Raw genomic sequence first — 20,524 nt, forward strand, 5'->3', positions numbered from 1 at the left:
GGGCTGATGGTATCGACCTTGATAGAGGCACGACCACGTTCAATGAATTGGTTGGTCTAAGTAAAGTAATGGCTGAAGTGTCACGAGAAGTGATCGTGATGGTTGAGTCGGAAAAGGTGGGGCGAAAGATCCCCAATTTAGAGTTGGCTTGGAACCACATCGACATTTTGATTACCGATACAGATTTGAGCAAAGAATCTCAAGCAAGTATCGAATCACATGATGTTCGTGTGATCTTGACTGATCCAGCGTAAAAACAAATTTAAATATTATGCATTTACCTTCCTATAATTAATCTTAATAAAGATATGGCCTTTGCTTGCTGCCAATAGGAATAAAACAAAATTGATGGAGTGAAACTATGTGTGGAATTGTTGGTGCAGTAGCACAGCGTGATGTAGCCGAAATTTTAGTAGAAGGCCTTCGCCGCCTAGAATACCGAGGCTACGATTCAGCGGGTGTCGCTGTAGTTGATAGCGAATCTAACCTAACTCGTGTACGCCGCCTTGGTAAAGTACAAGAGCTAGCAGACGCAGTCGATCAACAACATGTTATTGGCGGTACTGGTATAGCTCATACACGTTGGGCGACACACGGTGAGCCTTCTGAAGCAAACGCACACCCACACATGTCTGGTGATATTGCTGTTGTACACAATGGTATTATCGAAAACCACGAAGCACTGCGTGCTCTTCTTCAAGAGCGTGGTTATGTGTTTACTTCACAAACGGATACTGAAGTTATCGCTCATCTTGTTGAGTGGGAACTTCGCACGTCAGCTTCTTTGGTTGAAGCTCTGCAAAAAACAGCAAAACAATTAGACGGTGCATACGGCACGGTGGCGGTTGATCGTAAAGATCCTAGCCGTATCGTTGTTGCTCGTTCTGGTAGCCCAATCGTTATCGGTTTTGGTGTGGGCGAGAACTTCCTTGCTTCTGACCAACTAGCGCTATTAAGCGTAACTCGTCGCTTCATGTACTTAGAAGAGGGTGATGTTGCTGAGGTGACTCGTCGTGATGTAACAGTATTTGATGTAGCGGGCGAGCGTGTAGGGCGTGAAATCGTTGAATCAAACGCAGAACACGATGCAGGTGATAAAGGTCAATACCGTCACTTCATGCAGAAAGAGATCTTTGAGCAGCCAACAGCGCTGATCAACACAATGGAAGGTCGTATCTCTGACACTTCTGTAATCACTAATGCAATCGGTGTTAAAGCGGAAGAGATCCTAAGCAAGGTAGAACACGTGCAGATCATCGCATGTGGTACGTCTTACAACTCAGGCATGGCAGCTCGTTACTGGTTTGAGTCTCTAGCAGGCGTAAGCTGTGACGTAGAGATTGCCTCTGAATTCCGTTACCGTGATTTCGTTGTTCGCCCGAACAGCCTATTGGTGACTCTGTCTCAGTCTGGTGAAACGGCGGATACGCTTGCTGCACTTCGTCTTGCAAAAGAAAAAGGTTACATGTCGGCAATGACTATCTGTAACGTTGCGGGTTCTTCGCTAGTTCGTGAATCTGATTTTGCCTTCATGACTCGCGCAGGAACTGAGATCGGCGTTGCTTCAACTAAAGCCTTCACGACACAGCTAGCGGCTATGCTGATGATGGTAACGTCAATTGGTCGTCTACAAGGTCGCATCAATGAAGAGAAAGAAGCTGAGATCGTTCAAGCACTGCATCAACTGCCTGCTGATATTGAAAAAGCATTAGCGTTTGATAAAGAGATCGAAGAGCTAGCACCTGATTTTGCAGATAAGCACCACACACTATTCTTGGGTCGTGGTGAGTTCTACCCAATCGCGATGGAAGCGTCTCTTAAACTGAAAGAGATCTCTTACATCCACGCAGAAGCATACGCGGCTGGTGAGCTTAAGCACGGTCCTTTGGCTCTTATCGATGCAGATATGCCAGTCGTCGTTATTGCACCAAGCAACGACTTGCTAGAGAAACTGAAATCAAACGTTGAAGAAGTACGTGCTCGTGGCGGTCTACTTTACGTATTCGCAGATGAAGATGCAGGCTTTGAAAGCGATGAGAACATGAAGATCATCAAGATGCCTCACGTAAGTGAAGTAACAGCACCTATCTACTACACAGTACCGATGCAGTTGTTGTCTTACCACGTAGCGCTAATCAAAGGTACTGACGTTGACCAACCTCGTAACCTTGCGAAAGCGGTTACTGTTGAGTAATCGTTAGCTTATCTAAGAAAATTAGATAATAAGAAGCCCATCCTGTGATGGGCTTTTTTGTGTCTGCTAGTTAACGATTCGTGTTAGAGCTAGCTGTAGCGTCATTAAGCATTAAGCATTAAGCATTAAGCATTAAGCGCTAAGTGCTTGCTCTAGGTCAGCCAAGATATCGTCAATGTGCTCGATACCTACTGAGAGACGAATCATCTCTGGTGACACACCTGCTTGCTTTTGTTCCGCTTCGCTTAATTGACGGTGTGTTGTAGAAGCAGGGTGACAAGCGAGAGATTTTGCATCGCCAATGTTCACCAAGCGCTTGAATATTTGTAGCGCATCATAGAAACGAACACCGGCTTCATAACCATCTTTCAAGCCAAAAGATAAAATGGCAGACGGCTTACCTTGCATGTATTTCTCAGCCAGCGGATAGAACTCAGACGTTGGTAAACCAGCGTAGCTCACCCAACTCACTTTCTCATGTTGCTGAAGGTACTCTGCTACTTTTAGTGCGTTCTCTGTGTGTCGCTCCATGCGTAACGACAACGTTTCTAGACCTTGCATTAGCATGAAGGCATTCATAGGCGACAGTGCAGCGCCTGTATTACGTAGTGGAACCGTTCGAGCACGACCAATAAACGCGGCTTCACCAAAAGCCTCGGTGTACACCACACCGTGGTAAGAAGGTTCTGGCTGATTAAATACTGGGAAGCGATCTTTGTGCTCTGCCCATGGGAATTTGCCTGAGTCGACAATCACGCCACCCAATGTTGTTCCGTGACCACCAACGTATTTGGTGAGTGAGTGCACCACAATATCAGCACCAAAATCGATAGGTTTACACAACACAGGTGTCGCCACCGTGTTATCGACAATCACAGGTACACCTTGTGCGTGAGCAAGCTCAGCAACTCGTTCTAAGTCGATAATATTACCAGCGGGGTTACCGATACTTTCGCAGTAAACCGCTTTGGTTTTTTCATCAATCAGTGCCGCTAAGCTTTCAGGTTTGTCGTCTTTGGCAAAGCGAACTTCTATCCCTTGGTTTGGCAGCATGTGAGCAAATAGAGTGTAAGTACCGCCGTAAAGCTGAGGCGTTGAAACGATGTTGTCACCGATTTGTGCCAACGTTTGAATGGCGTAGTTGATCGCCGCGCTGCCCGCACTCACCACTAAGCCTGCAATACCACCCTCTAAGGCTGCCATGCGTTTTTCCAACACATCATTGGTTGGGTTCATTATGCGAGTGTAGATATTACCGGGTACCGCAAGATTAAACAGGTCTGCACCGTGTTGTGCGTCATCGAATTCGTAAGCAACGGTTTGGTAAATAGGGGTCGCAACTGATTTGGTTGTTGGATCAGTTTCGTAGCCGAAGTGAATCGAGAGCGTTTCGTCTTTCATGAGTCTTCCCTGAACTATTGAATGATTTGTGTACTCTCATATTGCCGATTTTTTTATAAAAGAAAAGTATATTTAGTCACAGAGAGGGAATTGGAATTGCGTGTGGGACAATTCGTTATTTGTAGGAAATACAGCGGTGAGTTGTACAGCTTCAGAAAAGCAAAAAGCCAGAGCAGTGTGAACTGTTCTGGCTTTTCTAATTTGGTGGCCCCTCCCAGATTTGAACTGGGGACCGAACGATTATGAGTCGTGCGCTCTAACCACTGAGCTAAGGGGCCGTAGGGCATAGATTATAGGGGAAGCATTCATTGGTGTCTAGACACTATGAGGGGCAATTCCGCTTACATCTTAGCCACTTAAATCATATAGGCACAAAAAAGGTGAGCCAACGCTCACCTTTTTTATTTTATGCTTAAAAGCTAACCACACTAAAGTGTGTAATTACTCGTCTAGGAAGCTACGCAGAGTTTCTGAGCGGCTTGGGTGACGAAGTTTACGCAGTGCTTTTGCTTCGATCTGACGGATACGTTCACGAGTAACGTCGAACTGCTTACCCACTTCTTCTAGAGTGTGGTCAGTGTTCATGTCGATACCGAAACGCATACGCAGTACTTTCGCTTCACGAGGCGTTAGGCCTGCAAGAACGTCTTTAGTTGCGCCGCGCAGGCTTGTTGCCGTTGCAGAGTCTAAAGGCAGTTCTAGCGTTGTATCCTCGATGAAATCACCTAGGTGCGAATCTTCGTCGTCACCGATTGGTGTCTCCATTGAGATAGGCTCTTTAGCGATTTTCAGTACTTTACGGATCTTGTCTTCAGGCATTTGCATGCGCTCAGCCAACTCTTCCGGAAGTGGTTCACGACCCATCTCTTGTAGCATTTGACGAGAGATACGGTTTAGTTTGTTGATCGTTTCGATCATGTGAACCGGAATACGGATAGTACGAGCTTGGTCGGCAATCGAACGAGTGATTGCTTGACGGATCCACCACGTAGCGTAAGTAGAGAACTTGTAACCACGACGGTATTCAAACTTATCTACTGCTTTCATCAGACCTATGTTACCTTCTTGGATTAGATCCAGGAATTGTAGACCACGGTTTGTGTACTTCTTAGCAATCGAGATTACTAGACGTAAGTTCGCTTCAACCATCTCTTTCTTAGCACGACGAGCTTTCGCTTCACCGATAGACATACGACGGCTGATATCTTTAATGCTTTGAACAGTAAGAGACGTTTCACGTTCGATTATATCCAGCTTTTGGATAGAACGACGGATGTCGTGTTCGTTACGTTTGATCTTTTCAGCGTATGGTTTGTCTGAAGCAAGAACTTCGTCCAACCATGCTTCGCTAGATTCATTACCAGTAAATAGAGCAATGAAAGATTTCTTCGGCATTTTGCCGTACTCAACCGTTTGACGCATGATTAGGCGTTCTTGAGTACGTACGCGATCCATTGAAGTACGCAGTTCGTTTACTAGGTAATCGAACTGTTTTGGCGTTAGACGGAACTCTTTGAATACGTCTTGCATCATTGTCGTTGCAAGTGTGGCTTTCGGACTTTCATGGCCGTATTCATTGATTGCGAGTTGACGGTTTTGGTAGCTAGTGCGAAGTGCTGTGAACTTCTCAAGAGCAAGCTCAGGATCAATACCTGTATCTTCCTCTTCTTCTTCCTCGTCGTCTTCTGCTTCTTCTTTGTCTTCGTCTTCTAGATCAGTTTTAGCAAGTTCTGAACCGATGTGAGTCGCCGTTGGCGCAGCTGTGCCATCGTCGTCTGGGTCAACAAAGCCATTGATTAGATCTGTTAAACGAATCTCTTCAGCGAGTACGCGGTCAAACTGTTCCAAGATGTATGGAATAGTGCCTGGGTACTCAGCTACAGATAATTGAACAGTATTGATACCATCTTCAATACGCTTCGCAATGTCGATTTCGCCTTCACGAGTCAGTAGTTCAACTGTACCCATTTCACGCATGTACATACGAACTGGGTCAGTTGTACGGCCAATCTCGCTTTCTACGCTTGACAGCGCAGCAGCAGCAGCTTCAGCTGCATCTTCATCTATATTGGCATCGTCATCATTAAGTGCTAGATCATCAGCGTCAGGTGCAGTTTCTACTACCTTGATACCCATGTCATTGATCATTTGAATGATGTCTTCTACCTGTTCAGAATCCACGATTTCTGCAGGTAGGTGGTCGTTTACTTCGGCGTAGGTCAGATAGCCTTGTTCCTTGCCTTTAATAACAAGTAATTTTAGCTGTGACTGCGGATTTTGATCCATAGATGATATCCAACTTCAGGTCTGGTGAAGGACGTTGCATTCTCAAATGCAAACCAATTATGTTAACAAATTTATTAAATGCTGACTAATCAAACAGGGTTACGCTTTTAGATCTAGCATTAAAGCTAGTAGCTCCCTTTTTTCTTCGGCTGATAAACCGACACTTCTTGCTTTGGCCTGCAGGTTTTCAATTTGTTTTTCAACGCACTGGGCAAGGATATTGTCCAATGAGTCTAAAAATATGTCTTCTTGATTGTCTTCGTCGAGGGGGATTTCCCAGCTCGCGAGACGAGACAGAAGCGCCTCATGTTTATTGTGTCGCCAATGCTCTAATAATTGGCCTGTGTTGATATGGGGATGCGCGTGGCATTTATCAAGTACTTCGACGAATAAACTTAGTCCAGGCAACTGTAAGCCTTTGACACTTGATAAATCCGGTACCATATCAGCATAGCTCGGATTTTGGATAAGCAAAGCGATAACTTCTCGCATTGGAGTGCGTTTCAGTTCTTTATGCGGTTGAGGTGTCGGGTTCTTAGTATGAACACGAGCTCGTCTCAGTTGGTTATCAAAACCAGTACGCTCATCCAATAATTTCTCGAGCAGTTCTTGGAAATAACTGTCAGGGATTTTGTTAATCAAGGCGCTTGCGTGTGCTCGCAGTGCCGACTTCCCTTCCGTTGTTCCCAAGTTCAACTTGTGTATCTCAATAAGATTATCGAACAAGTAAGTAGAAAGCGGTGTCGCATTGTGGACGAGCTGTTCGAAAGCAGCCTGACCGTGTTCTCTAATATAGCTGTCTGGGTCTTCACCGTCTGGCAAGAACAGAAACTTGAGCGTGTTACCTGTTTTCAGGTATTCAAGCGCATTTTCGAGTGCGCGCCACGCCGCTTCTTTACCTGCTCGGTCACCGTCGTAACAACAAACCACTGTGCTGGTTTGGCGGAACAACATTTGAACGTGGTCACCGGTTGTCGAGGTGCCCAGTGATGCCACTGAGTAATCAACACCATATTGCGCTAATGCCACGACATCCATGTAACCTTCAACCACAAGTATTTGCGGCGGTTCACGGTAGGCTTGCAGCACTTCATAAAGGCCGTAAAGCTCTTTGCCTTTATGGAAGATAGGCGTTTCTGGTGAGTTCAGGTATTTCGGTGTGCCGTCTTCTAAGACACGACCACCAAACCCGATCACTCGGCCTCGACGGTCACGAATCGGGAACATCACGCGTCCACGGAATCGATCGTATCGGTTGCCTTTATCGTTTTCTATCAACATGCCGCCAGTAACGAGCATGTCTTGGGCTTCTTTTTGTTGGCCAAAGTTCTTACGAACCAAGTCCCATTCATCAGCGACGTAGCCAATGCCAAACTTCTGTACGATTTCACCAGAAAGACCGCGATTTTTTAGGTAATCAATCGCAGGTTTGTTAGCTGAAATTTTCAGCTGAGAGCGGTAAAAATTACTGATGCCGCCCATCAAATCGTAGAGGTTACGTTTTTGTTCGCTGTTGGCTCTTGGCGCCGTAGATATTTCACCGCTGCGCTGTTCTCTAGGAACATCAAGTCCTAAAAATGAGGCCAGCTCTTCAATCGCTTCAACAAAATCGAGACGTTCGAACTCCATAATGAAGTCGATAGCATTGCCGTGTACGCCACAACCAAAGCAGTGATAAAACTGTTTTTCTTGGCTTACGCTGAAAGAAGGGGTCTTTTCGTTGTGAAATGGGCAACAAGCACCATAGTTTTTGCCTTTTTTCTTAAGTTTCACGCGTGCGTCCACAATATCGACAATGTCGAGACGCGCTAGGAGATCATCGATGAAACTACGCGGGATGTGTCCTGCCATAAAACCTTAGAAAAATGCACTAACTGAGAGTGTGGATAATAATAGTTTGAATAGGTTACAGATACAAACAAGCCGTGCGTTCCGAAGGATTGCACGGCTTGTTGCAATTTGATTTGGGATTAAGCGAGTTTAGAACGAACTAAACCACTAACTTTACCCATATCTGCACGCCCTTGAATTTGTGGTTTCAAGATAGCCATTACTTTACCCATGTCTTGCATGCCCGCAGGTTGAGCTTCTGCAATTGCGCTATCAAGTAGTGCAATAACTTCTTCTTCAGTTAGCGGTTGAGGCATAAAGCCTTCAAGTACCGTAATTTCTGCTTTTTCCACGTCAGCAAGATCTTGCCGATTTGCCGATTCATATTGAGCAACAGAATCGCGACGTTGCTTAACCATTTTAACTAATATAGCAATAATGTCGTCGTCGTTCAGAGTGATCCGTTCGTCAACTTCACGTTGCTTAATTGCTGAAAGAGCTAAGCGGATAGTGCCAAGGCGCGGTTTGTCCTTGGCTTTCATCGCTAATTTTTGCTCTTCTTTGAGTTGTTCAATAAGAGCCATAACTCAGTCCTTATGGATTAAGTTATTAGTACAGACGAACGCGACGTGCGTTTTCGCGAGCTAGCTTTTTAGCGTGACGCTTTTGAGCTGCTGCTTTAGCGCGTTTGCGAACTGTAGTTGGCTTTTCGTAATGCTCACGACGACGCACTTCAGAAAGGATACCTGCTTTTTCACAAGAGCGCTTGAAACGACGTAGTGCAACGTCGAACGGTTCGTTTTCACGTACTTTAACTATTGGCATATGCCTTTCACCTCAGGGGTTATTCATTATCGCTGGTTATTCAGTACCAAATCAGAGAAGTTACCCATCGAGCTAACTCTCTATTCGCGTTTGGTCATTAACCAGCTTGATCAAAAATGGTGCGGAATTTTAATCCGATCACAGTGGCTTTGTAAAGCACTTTGTCGATTATAGTCTGTACAATATTTGTTTGAAGAGCTTAGGCAGGGTAATATTGCGCTAATTTCCCATTTTAGACGAAAGCGTGCCGAGAAAATTATGCGCATTATTGGTATTGAAACCTCTTGTGATGAAACAGGAATCGCAATTTATGATGATGAGCAAGGGCTGCTTTCTCATCAGTTATACAGCCAAGTAAAGCTGCACGCCGATTACGGTGGTGTGGTACCTGAGCTAGCGTCGCGTGACCACGTAAAAAAAACCATTCCACTGATTAAAGCGGCATTGGCAGAAGCGAACCTAACGTCGAAAGATATTGATGGCGTGGCTTACACGGCTGGCCCTGGTTTGGTTGGTGCATTGCTTGTGGGCGCAACGATTGGTCGCAGTATTGCCTATGCGTGGGGCGTGCCTGCTGTGCCAGTGCACCATATGGAAGGTCACCTTCTTGCGCCAATGCTAGAAGATAATCCTCCACCATTCCCATTTGTTGCTCTGCTGGTGTCTGGCGGTCATACCATGATGGTAGAAGTGAAAGGCATTGGTGAATACCGAATTCTTGGTGAATCGATTGATGATGCGGCGGGTGAAGCGTTTGATAAAACCGCGAAGCTAATGGGCTTAGATTACCCAGGTGGTCCACTGCTATCTCGACTCGCAGAAAAAGGCACGCCAGGTCGTTTTAAGTTCCCACGTCCAATGACCGATCGTCCGGGTCTAGATATGAGCTTTTCGGGCTTGAAAACGTTCGCGGCAAATACCATTCGTGCTAATGACAATGATGACCAAACTCGTGCTGACATCGCTTATGCGTTCCAAGAAGCGGTTTGTGCGACCTTGGTAATCAAGTGTAAGCGTGCGTTGGTAGAGACGGGTATGAAACGTATCGTGATTGCTGGCGGTGTGAGTGCCAACAAACAACTACGAGTTGAGCTTGAAGCATTAGCCAAGAAAATCGGTGGGGAGGTGTACTACCCACGCACTGAGTTCTGTACAGATAACGGTGCGATGATCGCTTATGCGGGCATGCAGCGCCTGAAGAATGGTGAAACGGCTGATTTATCTGTCCATGCCACACCGCGTTGGCCAATTGACCAGCTAGAGCCGATTGTTTAATCATAACCAATCGCCAAATAAACCATAGTATTTCGATAAACGGTCGCTGAGTGCGGCCGTTTTTATATCCTAGCTTACCGACTGTATGTCGATAAATAATTGCTGATAGAGATTAGGGAAGAAAATGAACAAGTTCACAGTAGACAATCAATCGATGGCGTACCTAGATGAAGGTCAAGGCCCTGTTGTTGTATTAGGCCACAGCTACCTTTGGGACAGTGCAATGTGGCAGCCACAGATCGAGGCTCTAAAAGCTCAGTATCGCTGTATTGTTCCAGAGCTTTGGTCTCATGGTGAATCACAAGCCGCGCCGAGCTCGATGCGCAACTTAAAAGATTACGCTCAACACATTTTGGATCTACTTGATCATTTAGAAATCGAAGAATTTTCCGTAGTAGGTTTATCGGTTGGCGGTATGTGGGGAACCGAGTTAGCGGAACTTGCACCTGCACGTATTAAATCTTTAGTTCTAATGGATACCTTTGTTGGTTTAGAACCAGAAGTTGCTCATGCTAAATACTTCAGCATGTTAGACACCATTACTCAAACCAAGATGGTTCCTCAACCGATTGTTGAAGCGGTTGTTCCATTGTTCTTTGCAAATGATGCTCAAACAAACACGCCAACTTTAGTGGAAGGCTTTACTCAGAAATTATCGGCTCTTAAGGGTGAGAACGCTGAAGAAGTGGCTCGAATCGGTCGAATGGTCTTTGGACGTCGCGATATGATTGAAGCAGTAGAGAGCTTTGCACTGCCAGTTTTGATCGCTGTAGGGCAAGAAGACAAACCACGTCCGGCACTTGAGTCATACCTAATGAACGATTGTATTACGGGCAGTGAGTTAGTGGTGATTCCTGATGCTGGTCATATTAGTTCGCTAGAGCAACCAGAGTTTGTGAACACAATGCTGAAGACGTTTTTAGATAAACATCTGCTGTAAGCTTTAGATATTGAATAGTATTGCTCGACAGAGATTTACGTTGGTTTAAACGTATCTCAATTTAAAAATGGATCGGCTTAGACATGACAGTTTAAGCCGATTTTTTTTGCCCGAGTTTTGGTTCGCTGCCATCGAGTAGGCGGCGGATATTCTGATGGTGACGTAGGACGATCAAACAACACAACATGGCCACAGGCAGTGTGTATTGAGGTTTGACTAACCAAGCGTAGAAAGGTGCGAGCAACACAGTAACCAGTGCAGCTAAAGAAGAATAACGAAACAAAAATGCCACAACTAACCAGGTCGCCATGATCATGCCCGTTAGATCGAATCCAATTGGGGCGATAGCTCCGAGTGCGGTTGCGACGCCTTTACCACCTTTAAAGTGGAAGAATATTGGATACATATGACCAAGGCAGGCTGCGATCGCCACAACACCTAAAATGATGGGATCGATCTTGAGGTAGTAGCCAAGCCAAACAGGAATGGTGCCTTTAAGCATGTCACAAAGCAGGACGGCCGCAGCGGCGCCTTTGCCACCCACGCGAAGCACATTGGTGGCTCCGGGGTTATTGGACCCCACAGTTCTTGGGTCAGGAAGTCTTAAGACTCGGCATATCAAGACCGCACTAGAGATTGAACCTAGTAAATAGGCAGCAATAATCATGATGAGTGCCAATGGGGTCATGTTTTTCCTTAAACAGTTATAAGCCTAACGATGGGAAAATAATGCTCAATCTAAGAGTAATTGATATCATATCTGGAATTACGCAAATAATACGTTTTTTTCCCCGGTATGGGTATCCGACCTCTAAAAGGACAAGTCATGGCACTGGATAAAGTTTTCATTGAACAGCTAGAAGTAATTACAACGATCGGTGTTTACGATTGGGAACAAGAGATTAAACAAAAACTTGTGCTTGATATTGAAATGGCTCATGACAATCGCCCAGCAGGTAAGAGTGATGATGTTGTCGATGCTTTGGATTACTCGACAGTCAGCACTGCCGTACTTGACCACATTGCGAATGGCCGATTCCTATTGGTTGAGCGTGTGGCAGAAGAAGTCGCTGAATTGATTATGACTCAGTTCTCAGTGCCTTGGATTAAAATTCGTCTAGCGAAGCCTGGCGCAGTACCACAAGCAAAAGCCGTGGGTGTGATCATCGAAAGAGGTCAAGCATGACAATAGCCTATGTTGGTGTTGGCACGAACATAGACCGCGACAAGCATGCAAGGGTGGCATGGACAGAGCTTCAATCATTAGGGACTAACCTTAAATGCTCTAAGATCTATCACTGTGAGCCTGTGGGGTTTAAAAGCCACTCGTTTTATAACTTTGTGGTTGAGATCGATACATCACTCTCATTGACTGAATTTTCACAGCACCTCCGTGAAATTGAGTTTAAATGGGGTCGCCCTCAAGATGCCCATAAGCTTCAAGATCGAAAGCTCGATCTTGATATTGTGCTGTTTGGAGAGGTGGTTTCTGAGAGCGAGCCAGAATTACCACGCAGTGATATCTATAAATATTCTTTTGTAACACAACCACTTTATGATCTCTGTCCTGCGAGAGTGATCCCGCAAGATGGAAGAACCGTCAGTGAAATATGGCAGAATATGCAGCAATTAGACACACTCTCTGTTGTAGATATGAAACTATAATTTGAAGGCAAGTAATGAGTTATTTTGAAGCGTTTATGTTGGCGTTGGTGCAAGGCTTTACTGAGTTTTTACCTATTTCCAGTTCTGCACACTTAATCCTTCCTTCTGCTGTTTTAGGTTGGGAAGATCAAGGCTTGGCTTTTGATGTGGCTGTCCATGTCGGTACTTTGGCAGCCGTGGTTATCTATTTCCGTAAAGAAGTGGTCTCTCTGTTGAGCGCATTCTTTGGTTCAGTGTTTAAAGGCGATCGCAGTAAAGAAGCGAAGTTAGCGTGGATGATCATTCTCGCGACGATTCCTGCGTGTATCTTTGGTTTGTTGATGAAAGATATTGTTGAGCTTTACTTGCGCAGTGCATGGGGGATAGCGACGACCACCATTATCTTTGGTCTGTTGCTATGGTGGGTGGATAAGAACTCAAGCCTGCGTGATGACGAATACCAAGCGGGTTGGAAAAAGGCGCTGTTTATTGGTCTTGCTCAAGCAATGGCGATCATCCCAGGTACGTCTCGCTCTGGCGCAACGATTACCGCAGCACTTTACCTTGGTTTCACACGTGAAGCGGCGGCTCGATTCTCTTTCTTGATGTCTATCCCAATCATCACTCTGGCTGGTGGTTATTTGGGCCTGAAGTTAGTGACCAGTGGTGATCCAATCCATGTTGGTACTTTGCTAACGGGAATCGTGGTTTCTTTCATTAGTGCTTATATCTGTATTCACTTCTTCTTGAAGCTTATCTCTCGTATGGGTATGACGCCGTTTGTTATTTACCGCTTGATTTTAGGTTTTGGTCTATTCGCTTTCTTGATGATGCAGTAGCGCTCGACTTACGAAGACACATGTATGGTCCTACAGATTGAAACGGAAAAACCCGCCTAATAGCGGGTTTTTTGATACGTGTTTATCAATCTTCTAATGCTTAATTATCAGCGAGTTCAGATAGGGCCCTTTCAATTGCGACCGCTCTGCGTTTTTCTTGTTCTTCTCGAATATATTTACCTTGAAAACCATCGGCAATAATCGATTTCACTTCGACTTGAAGCGCTGCTTGGTAAGCCACTTCAAAACGCGCTTTCTGAGGGTAAGGCTGATCTTCTAATCCTTTTCGGCCTGCGTGATCGGCCTGGCAGCAAAGCAGTATATCGTCGAGTCTATCTGGCTTACGCCAAACATCGAATTTGTTGAGAACCTTGAGGAAGGTGGTTGGCTTTAGCTCGCCTGCACGGTGGATATTGGAATGCTGTTCGCACACTAACAGTGCGAGGTCTCTGAATTCATTGGGCACTCTGACTCTTTCACACAGCTTCTTAATGATTTTTAAGCCTGTATGGCAATGCATTTTGTGGCTTGGCCACTCGCTTTCTGGCGTGACGCCTTTACCTAAATCATGTACTTGAGCGGCAAAGCGTACTGGCAATGACTGGCTTAAGAGTGCTGCTTGTTTAGCCACCATCAGAGTGTGAATGCCCGTGTCGATCTCAGGGTGCCATTTTTCAGGTTGAGGCACACCAAATAGAGCGTCAATTTCAGGCAACACAACAGCTAATGCGCCACACTCTTTCAGTATAGAAAGGAACACTTCAGGGTGCGGAGTACTAAGAGATTTATGCCACTCCTGCCAAACTCGTTCGGCAGTGAGGTGTGCCAGTTCACCTGATTGCACTATCTCACTCATCATCACCATGGTTTCAGATGCAACCGTAAAGTTGAGATGATGGAGTTTGGCGGCGAAGCGAGCCACACGCAGCACACGAAGAGGATCTTCAACAAAGGCATCCGAGACGTGCCTTAGAATACGATCAGAGAGATCTTTTTGGCCATGGTAAGGATCGTAAAGTTGGCCATTGTCATCTTGAGCGATGGCGTTGATCGTTAGATCTCGACGCATGAGATCTTCTTCCAAACTCACATCTGGTGCAAAGTAACATTCGAAACCTGTATAACCCGAACCGGATTTTTTCTCAGTGCGAGCCAGTGCGTGCTCTTCTTTGGTTTTTGGATGTAAGAATACAGGGAAATCTTTCCCGACAGCAGTAAAGCCAAGGCTTTCCATCTCTTGAGGGGTACTTCCTACCACGACCCAATCTCTATCATAACTATCAATATTGAGCAGCTTATCGCGTACCGCTCCACCGACTAGATAGCGCTGTAGCCCATTGTCTTTTGGTAGGCTATCGTATATTTGCAACTTATCACCTCGAAATGTTTTATCACTGCTGGACTTTACTGCGAGCAATGGTACTTTCCATTAATCGTAATTATAGGGCAGCACATGTATAAGGAATATTTTGGCTTCGTTGAGATGCCATTTTCGATTGTACCAAATTCTCGCTATTTGTTTTTGAGTCAGCGTCACCAAGAAGCGATGCAGAACCTACAAGCCGGTTTAGGCGAAGGTGGGGGCTTCGCGATGCTTACTGGTGAAGTGGGTACTGGAAAAACAACGGTCGCCAAAGCGATGTTGTCATCACTCGATAATCAGACTCAAGCTGGCCTTATACTCAACCCTACGTTTTCCAATTCAGATCTACTTGAAGCTATTTGCGATGAGTTTGAGGTCGAATACCCTGAACAAGCGTCGTTGAAACAGCTGAGTCAGGCAATTCATCACTTCCTGCTTGATAGCCATGCTGAAGGCATTCAAACCTTATTGGTGATAGATGAGGCCCAACACCTTGCAGCTGATGTGTTGGAGCAGCTACGCCTTCTGACCAATTTAGAAACCGATAGTCGTAAGCTATTAAAGGTGCTGTTGGTTGGCCAACCTGAATTACAGCAACACTTACAAACCACACAGCTACGTCAACTCGCGCAGCGGATTACAGGTCGCTATCACTTACTACCTCTTAATATCGAAGAAACGGGTAAGTACATCGCGTTTCGTTTGGAAACGGCTGGTGGTGAGCAGATGTTGTTTTCGAATCGTTCAATCAAGCTTATCTCCCAATATACCCATGGTATTCCGAGGCTCATTAACTTGGTGTGTGATAAAGCGCTGCAATTGGCTTTCCATGATGGTGATAAATCACCGAGTAATGAAACGGTTAACCGAGCTTGTCAGCAGGTCATGTCCTTTCAGGCCGATGTGTATCACGTCGAGAAAACTCGTGCTACTCATGTAGTTCCAAAATTAATCCAATACGCGGGGATTGCCACATTAAGTGTCGGCCTTGTAATCGCGACCTTTAACTTCGCCCCAACCTATATTAGTTCATGGATGCCTGCGGATACTTCCAGTGAAGTGAAAACGGAAGTAGCGGCGAATACTCAACGCTCATTTGTGGCTGAAGCACCGATATTGGATGATAAATCTATATCGGTTCAAGATCTCAAGGCTTCGAAGTTTGCACTACCACAAGATGTTCAGAATCACTTAAGGCAAGGGAATAATCAAACGCTTGCAATTAGGGACCTATACACGCTTTGGGGGTATGAATCTTCGCTTCGTGATTGGCTATGTTTGAGTGAACAACAAAGTGTATTTGTATGTGAGCAACATCAAGCCAATTTAGAATATTTGATTGAACTTGGAGTTCCCGTGGTTCTTAATCTGGAATTAGGTCAAGAACCTGTGTTTGCTGTACTTTATGGCGCGTCTGAGGAGTCTGTTGAGCTCCTAGTCAACGAAAAGCTATTGGTGATGCCTAAGCGCACCTTAAAGCAAATTTGGCAAGGTGATTATGTCGCGATTTGGAAACAGCCGCTAAGAGAGACCCTGAAAGAGGGCTATCAAGGTGAGGCGGTTGCTTTACTTGATCTATTGCTTTCAGAAGTCTTGGGTGAAGACGTATCGGGCAGTGATGTATTTGACTATGAATTGAAAATGAAAATCGAAGCGTTTCAAACTTGGCAGGGTATGTCTGTTGATGGCATCGCAGGTAAGCGCACCTTAGCAAGGTTGCAGAGATTAGCTCAACTCGACTCGCCTAAGTTGATGTCATTAGAAGGAGGCGAAAGCTAATGTCACGTATTATGCACGAGCTTAAACAGTCTTCTAATAATAAACCTAGTTTTAAAGGTTACCAAAACCATCACGTGCCTAGTTCTGCTAGAGGGATTAGCAACAAACGAGGTTCATCGTTAACAATGGGACTGATCCTTGTCTTGGTGCCTTCTTTATTGGTGGGCGGCGTTCTGGCTTACCAGTCGCATAATCAACAGCAGCAGCAAGGCTCGGCTAGCCCCGTAGCTCTGCCTGAATCAAAGCTTCAATCAGACCTTGAGCCTCACATTGCCAGTGTGGATGCAGTGTCAGTGGATGCAGACGATGAAGCATTATTCTCTGTTCGCTCGGCACCGGTAAGCCAGCTTTTGAAAGCACTACCGCGTCAAGAGATACATGCAAAGATGGGCACCGACATCGGTAATATCGCTAGTGACTCAAAAGCGATATTGGCAAATGTAGATACTAGTAATCAAGCAGCAACGAATTTAGAGCCATTATCTATTGAACCGTCAGTTCAACCTGGAACGAATAATGATAATGCCACGCTGCAATCGGACCGTGATTTACTGAAAGGGTTAGACCTCACCGAGTTGTCACCCGATTTAGCGTTGAAGCTTGAATCAATGATGGGAGAGCAGTCGGTTTCATCTGAACCGATGGATTCTAGACCTGTGGGGAATATGGATTCTCAGGTCATCGATTTAGAAACACATGGCAATAGATTGTCTGGTGTATTACCTAAGTTAGACTTACAAACTCACATGTACTCGAGTAGCGAAACTAAGCGTTGGGTAAAAGTGAATGGACATGAAGTTGCTCAAGGGGAATGGATCGAGCGGGGTATTCAGTTGCTTGAGATTAAACCACAATCGGTAATCATTGAATTCAATCAGCAGAAAATAGAAATCCCAGCTTTGTATGAGTGGAAAGGTTAGTACTATCGATATTACTTACTGTGATTGATGTTAGCGCTGTGACTTGAATGATAAATCCAGACAAATAAAAAGGAGCACCTCGGTGCTCCTTTTTGATATTCGATACTGAACCTACTAGCAAATGCGAGGCTTACGCCCAGCCGTTTGGTGACTTTCTACGACGAGGCATGATGTGTGGCAGAACAAGGCCAAGAAGTAGACCAATACCAGCAACACCACCACCGTACATGAAGTACTTCAATAGTAAGTCATCTTTTTGAGTATCTAGCTTAGCGCGTAGTTGACGGTTCTCAGTTTGAGAGCTCGTTAGCTGTTGGCTAATCTCACTGTAGTTCTGCTCTAGTTCAGCAATCTGTTTGTTGCGAGAGTCTAGAGAGCTTGCGAGACCTGCTTTTTCGCTGTCAGCACTTTGGCGAGCATTCGCCAGTTTGCCTTTTACTTCAGAGAGTTCTTTCTCTAGCTTAGGCATGCGCAGCGCCATACTTTCTTTTGTGCTTACGAACTTACTCTCAACCCAACCTTTACGTCCTCGGCTATCTTGAACCTGAGTGTAACCCGTGCTCTTGTTAGTTTGCAGGTAGGTGATTTTCTCGCCGGCATCAATACTACCTATGATACGGAAAGTATTGTTTGGGCCAGAGTGCATATAAGTAAATAGTTTGTCAGCAATATAACGGTCTTGAGCAAAGGCAGCTGGAGCCGCAAGCATTGCGAACAAAACTAAGCTAATCAGTTTTTTCACAGTAAATCCTTTAACGATTCAAATTGAGTAGGCGTATGAGTCAGCCTCAATGAGCAAATAATATTTAGTTTTTTTATATGGTGCAACAAAGAAGGGAGGCAAAGCCTCCCTTTCTGTGCGTTTGAGTCAATAATGACATGGTATTTACATATCTTTACTGAAGCTCACCGTTTTCTGACGCTAATATTGACTAGCGTCAGGGCTATTACATAGTAAACATAGCCTGAATTGCGTAGAAGAATACAACAGCAAGTAGAGCACCTGCAGGTAACGTCACAATCCAAGAAGCTACGATGTTACGTACAACGCCTAGGTTTAAAGCTGCGATACCACGAGCAAAGCCTACACCTAATACCGCACCAACCAATGTTTGCGTGGTTGAAATCGGAAGGCCAGTACCAGAAGCAAGTACAACCGTACACGCGGTCGCTAGTTGAGCTGCAAAGCCACGGCTAGGAGTTAGTTCTGTAATACCAGTACCAACGGTTGCCATTACTTTATGACCCATTGTTGCAAGACCAACAACGATACCAATACCACCTAGTGGAAGAATCCACCATGCGATAGTGCTCTTACCTGAGATTTCACCCATGTGCTCAACCGTTGAAACAACAGCAGACAGTGGACCAATCGCGTTCGCAACGTCGTTTGAACCGTGTGCGAATGCCATTGCACAAGCTGTGATAACCATTAGTACGCTGAAGATACCTTCTACGCCAGTAAAACCGTGGTCTTCTTCGCGGTTAGCAAACTTCTTCTGAATGTATAAGTAACCGCCAATCATGACGACAGCAGAAACACCTGCAGCCCATAACCATGCTTCAGTACCGGTTAGATGAAGGCCTACGTGCTTAAGACCTTTCTTGATCGTTACAAGTGCAATGACCATTGTAGTAATGAACATGTATACCGGTACAAAACGCTTCGCATTGAATAGCGGGTTTTCTGTATCGAATATCAGTCGCTGGGCACTGACAAATATGAGATAGGCGAAGATACCGGAAATCAATGGTGTGACAATCCAACTTCCCACAATGCCTTGGACACTGTTCCAATCTACAGCTTCAGTACCCACAGACACACAAGCAAAACCGATGATTGCACCGATGATTGAGTGAGTCGTTGATACTGGCCAGCCCATGTATGAAGCTAGAAGTAGCCATGTACCAGCAGCTAGTAGTGCAGACATCATACCGTACACAAGTACGTCAGGTTGATCTGCAAACAGAGATGTTTCGATAACACCTTTACGGATCGTGTCTGTTACTTCGCCGCCCGCAAGGTAAGCACCTGCGAATTCAAAGATCATTGCGATAATGATCGCTTGTTTAACGGTTAGAGCTTTAGAGCCTACTGAAGTGCCCATTGCGTTCGCAACGTCATTTGCACCAATACCAATAGCCATCAAGAAACCGAAAGCTGCTGCAACAATAATCAGGACAGTGCCGTAGTTAGCAAGGATATCCATCGTAATACCTAGTTGTTTGATAACAAGCGGAACAAATTTAGACGCAAAAAACCGCTCAGCGAGAGAAATACTCAGCGCATAAGTGGTTTGTTCAAAAAATGCTCTTCGTTATATAGTTAACGTATGATTTAAGATCGAGAAAGCATTACTTCAAGACGAGCGCCTACACGCTGTGCTTGATCTGCAATACCACCAACCCATTCAAGAATTTTGTATAAGAACATGATATCAACTGGATTCAGACCATCTTCAATCGCCATTAGTTGTTGGCGTAGTTCGATCTGCATCGCGTCCGTGTCATCTTCAATTACATCTAATTGATGAATCATTTCAGCAACGAGTGTTACTTCACGGCCTTTAAAGCCCGTTTCAAGTAATTCGTCTAGTTCATTGATTACGTTTTGTGCTTGGTTCGCTGCATCTAGACAACGTTTAACGTAAGCGATGAAGTTTTCTTGCATAGGAGCAGGAATGACAAGTTGACGACCATATACACGGCCAGCAATGTCTTTCGCTAGGTTTGCTAGTTTGTCTTGTTGAGTTAATAGCTCCAACATATCGGTGCGATCAACTGGCATAAACAAACCGCGAGGAAGTTTAAGGCGAATTTCACGTTTTAGTACGTCAGCTTCTTTCTCAAGGTGAGAAATTTGAGCTCGAATTTCTGATGCTTTCTCCCAGTCACCTTTTGAAGAAACTTCAAAGAAATTAACTAGGTGAGAACAACATTCGTTCACGCATACTACGTGACGCTGCAAAGGTTTAATTGGGGACTTTGCAAATAACCCCATAATTGTATTTACTGGCATGGTCATCCAACCTAATAAATAATAACCTTAAAACAACATACACCATATTCATGGTGAAATGTTAAGCGATGGCTACAAAGTCGCGCATGTTAACCTAATCAATGTCTCATTAAAACTGTTTTAGATCATCATAAGGGCGATATTTCTGACTTGCTGAGTTTTCAAATTGGCAATATCCTGTCCCTATCTTCACAGAAAGGTATAACTAT

At 45.0% G+C, this 20,524-nt stretch carries 18 protein-coding genes, 1 tRNA gene and 1 pseudogene; 9 read left to right on the top strand and 11 right to left on the bottom strand.

Features of this window, described 5'->3' with window-relative positions:
* Both AB4496_RS03765 and glmS read left to right on the top strand, forming a co-directional pair.
* Positions 1–254 (top strand): annotated as a pseudogene (locus AB4496_RS03765) (XRE family transcriptional regulator); the annotation flags it as partial.
* Positions 255–361: 107 nt separating this feature from the next.
* The gene (gene glmS / locus AB4496_RS03770; protein WP_009847802.1) at positions 362–2,194 is read left to right on the top strand and encodes a glutamine--fructose-6-phosphate transaminase (isomerizing); all 1,833 of its coding nucleotides are present in this window, start codon (positions 362–364) and stop codon (positions 2,192–2,194) included.
* Between the two features lie 132 nt (positions 2,195–2,326).
* On the opposite strand, the gene AB4496_RS03775 is transcribed toward glmS, so the two are convergent.
* From AB4496_RS03775 to rpsU, 6 genes are all read right to left on the bottom strand, one after another.
* Positions 2,327–3,595 (bottom strand): O-acetylhomoserine aminocarboxypropyltransferase/cysteine synthase family protein, encoded by a 1,269-nt coding sequence (locus AB4496_RS03775; RefSeq protein WP_010434545.1) that lies wholly within the window; start codon positions 3,593–3,595, stop codon positions 2,327–2,329.
* Positions 3,596–3,797: 202 nt separating this feature from the next.
* Positions 3,798–3,873 (bottom strand) — tRNA-Ile (locus AB4496_RS03780).
* A 163-nt stretch (positions 3,874–4,036) separates the two neighbouring features.
* On the bottom strand, positions 4,037–5,881 hold the full coding sequence (rpoD, locus tag AB4496_RS03785; protein WP_009847799.1) for an RNA polymerase sigma factor RpoD: 1,845 nt from the start codon (positions 5,879–5,881) through the stop codon (positions 4,037–4,039).
* 99 nt (positions 5,882–5,980) lie between these two features.
* Positions 5,981–7,732, bottom strand: a complete 1,752-nt coding sequence (gene dnaG / locus AB4496_RS03790) for a DNA primase (RefSeq protein WP_012603181.1) — start codon at positions 7,730–7,732, stop codon at positions 5,981–5,983.
* A 119-nt stretch (positions 7,733–7,851) separates the two neighbouring features.
* Positions 7,852–8,295 carry a GatB/YqeY domain-containing protein gene (locus AB4496_RS03795; protein WP_009847797.1) on the bottom strand — a complete coding sequence of 148 codons (444 nt, stop codon included), beginning with the start codon at positions 8,293–8,295 and terminating at the stop codon, positions 7,852–7,854.
* A 25-nt stretch (positions 8,296–8,320) separates the two neighbouring features.
* Complete coding sequence (rpsU, locus tag AB4496_RS03800; protein WP_004396009.1) at positions 8,321–8,536, bottom strand: 30S ribosomal protein S21; 216 nt, start codon at positions 8,534–8,536, stop codon at positions 8,321–8,323.
* A gap of 258 nt (positions 8,537–8,794) precedes the next feature.
* On the opposite strand from rpsU, the gene tsaD reads away from it, so the two are divergent.
* Positions 8,795–9,811 (top strand): tRNA (adenosine(37)-N6)-threonylcarbamoyltransferase complex transferase subunit TsaD, encoded by a 1,017-nt coding sequence (tsaD, locus tag AB4496_RS03805; protein WP_009847795.1) that lies wholly within the window; start codon positions 8,795–8,797, stop codon positions 9,809–9,811.
* Between the two features lie 124 nt (positions 9,812–9,935).
* Positions 9,936–10,751, top strand: a complete 816-nt coding sequence (locus AB4496_RS03810; RefSeq protein WP_009847794.1) for an alpha/beta fold hydrolase — start codon at positions 9,936–9,938, stop codon at positions 10,749–10,751.
* 91 nt (positions 10,752–10,842) lie between these two features.
* Here the strand turns inward: AB4496_RS03810 and plsY are convergent, their stop codons facing one another.
* The gene (gene plsY, locus AB4496_RS03815; protein WP_009847793.1) at positions 10,843–11,439 is read right to left on the bottom strand and encodes a glycerol-3-phosphate 1-O-acyltransferase PlsY; all 597 of its coding nucleotides are present in this window, start codon (positions 11,437–11,439) and stop codon (positions 10,843–10,845) included.
* A 138-nt stretch (positions 11,440–11,577) separates the two neighbouring features.
* On the opposite strand from plsY, the gene folB reads away from it, so the two are divergent.
* From folB to AB4496_RS03830, 3 genes are read left to right on the top strand one after another with little or no spacing between them, the layout of a single operon-like run.
* Entirely contained in the window at positions 11,578–11,937 is a 360-nt protein-coding gene (gene folB / locus AB4496_RS03820) for a dihydroneopterin aldolase (RefSeq protein ID WP_004735969.1), read from the top strand.
* Entirely contained in the window at positions 11,934–12,416 is a 483-nt protein-coding gene (gene folK, locus AB4496_RS03825) for a 2-amino-4-hydroxy-6-hydroxymethyldihydropteridine diphosphokinase (protein ID WP_009847792.1), read from the top strand. Before folB ends, folK begins: the two co-directional genes overlap by 4 nt.
* A 14-nt stretch (positions 12,417–12,430) precedes the next feature.
* Complete coding sequence (locus AB4496_RS03830; RefSeq protein ID WP_009847791.1) at positions 12,431–13,234, top strand: undecaprenyl-diphosphate phosphatase; 804 nt, start codon at positions 12,431–12,433, stop codon at positions 13,232–13,234.
* Between the two features lie 100 nt (positions 13,235–13,334).
* Here the strand turns inward: AB4496_RS03830 and AB4496_RS03835 are convergent, their stop codons facing one another.
* A complete protein-coding gene (locus AB4496_RS03835; protein WP_009847790.1) occupies positions 13,335–14,651 on the bottom strand; it encodes a multifunctional CCA addition/repair protein in 1,317 nt (438 codons plus the stop codon).
* A gap of 36 nt (positions 14,652–14,687) precedes the next feature.
* On the opposite strand from AB4496_RS03835, the gene AB4496_RS03840 reads away from it, so the two are divergent.
* On the top strand, positions 14,688–16,376 hold the full coding sequence (locus AB4496_RS03840; RefSeq protein ID WP_009847789.1) for an ExeA family protein: 1,689 nt from the start codon (positions 14,688–14,690) through the stop codon (positions 16,374–16,376).
* A complete protein-coding gene (locus AB4496_RS03845) occupies positions 16,376–17,296 on the top strand; it encodes a general secretion pathway protein GspB (protein WP_009847788.1) in 921 nt (306 codons plus the stop codon). The genes AB4496_RS03840 and AB4496_RS03845 overlap by 1 nt, the downstream gene beginning before the upstream one ends.
* Positions 17,297–17,426: 130 nt before the next feature.
* On the opposite strand, the gene AB4496_RS03850 is transcribed toward AB4496_RS03845, so the two are convergent.
* The 3 genes from AB4496_RS03850 to AB4496_RS03860 form a co-directional block, all read right to left on the bottom strand.
* Positions 17,427–18,038, bottom strand: a complete 612-nt coding sequence (locus AB4496_RS03850) for a TIGR04211 family SH3 domain-containing protein (RefSeq protein ID WP_017098289.1) — start codon at positions 18,036–18,038, stop codon at positions 17,427–17,429.
* Positions 18,039–18,243: 205 nt separating this feature from the next.
* Positions 18,244–19,506 carry an inorganic phosphate transporter gene (locus tag AB4496_RS03855; protein WP_012603189.1) on the bottom strand — a complete coding sequence of 421 codons (1,263 nt, stop codon included), beginning with the start codon at positions 19,504–19,506 and terminating at the stop codon, positions 18,244–18,246.
* Between the two features lie 128 nt (positions 19,507–19,634).
* Positions 19,635–20,315 carry a TIGR00153 family protein gene (locus AB4496_RS03860; RefSeq protein WP_029223984.1) on the bottom strand — a complete coding sequence of 227 codons (681 nt, stop codon included), beginning with the start codon at positions 20,313–20,315 and terminating at the stop codon, positions 19,635–19,637.
* Positions 20,316–20,524: the final 209 nt, after the last annotated feature.

Source organism: Vibrio sp. 10N.222.46.A1 (genome assembly GCF_041473595.1).
GTDB lineage: Bacteria > Pseudomonadota > Gammaproteobacteria > Enterobacterales > Vibrionaceae > Vibrio > Vibrio tasmaniensis_A.

Coding starts and splice junctions, on each gene's coding strand:
- plsY (WP_009847793.1), bottom strand. CDS start 11,439: ATGACCCCATTGGCACTCATCATGATTATTGCTGCCTATTTACTAGGT.
- AB4496_RS03845 (WP_009847788.1), top strand. CDS start 16,376: ATGTCACGTATTATGCACGAGCTTAAACAGTCTTCTAATAATAAACCT.
- folB (WP_004735969.1), top strand. CDS start 11,578: ATGGCACTGGATAAAGTTTTCATTGAACAGCTAGAAGTAATTACAACG.
- AB4496_RS03775 (WP_010434545.1), bottom strand. CDS start 3,595: ATGAAAGACGAAACGCTCTCGATTCACTTCGGCTACGAAACTGATCCA.
- AB4496_RS03830 (WP_009847791.1), top strand. CDS start 12,431: ATGAGTTATTTTGAAGCGTTTATGTTGGCGTTGGTGCAAGGCTTTACT.
- AB4496_RS03855 (WP_012603189.1), bottom strand. CDS start 19,506: ATGGATATCCTTGCTAACTACGGCACTGTCCTGATTATTGTTGCAGCA.
- rpoD (WP_009847799.1), bottom strand. CDS start 5,881: ATGGATCAAAATCCGCAGTCACAGCTAAAATTACTTGTTATTAAAGGC.
- folK (WP_009847792.1), top strand. CDS start 11,934: ATGACAATAGCCTATGTTGGTGTTGGCACGAACATAGACCGCGACAAG.
- AB4496_RS03860 (WP_029223984.1), bottom strand. CDS start 20,315: ATGCCAGTAAATACAATTATGGGGTTATTTGCAAAGTCCCCAATTAAA.
- AB4496_RS03840 (WP_009847789.1), top strand. CDS start 14,688: ATGTATAAGGAATATTTTGGCTTCGTTGAGATGCCATTTTCGATTGTA.
- glmS (WP_009847802.1), top strand. CDS start 362: ATGTGTGGAATTGTTGGTGCAGTAGCACAGCGTGATGTAGCCGAAATT.
- AB4496_RS03795 (WP_009847797.1), bottom strand. CDS start 8,295: ATGGCTCTTATTGAACAACTCAAAGAAGAGCAAAAATTAGCGATGAAA.
- AB4496_RS03810 (WP_009847794.1), top strand. CDS start 9,936: ATGAACAAGTTCACAGTAGACAATCAATCGATGGCGTACCTAGATGAA.
- tsaD (WP_009847795.1), top strand. CDS start 8,795: ATGCGCATTATTGGTATTGAAACCTCTTGTGATGAAACAGGAATCGCA.
- rpsU (WP_004396009.1), bottom strand. CDS start 8,536: ATGCCAATAGTTAAAGTACGTGAAAACGAACCGTTCGACGTTGCACTA.
- dnaG (WP_012603181.1), bottom strand. CDS start 7,732: ATGGCAGGACACATCCCGCGTAGTTTCATCGATGATCTCCTAGCGCGT.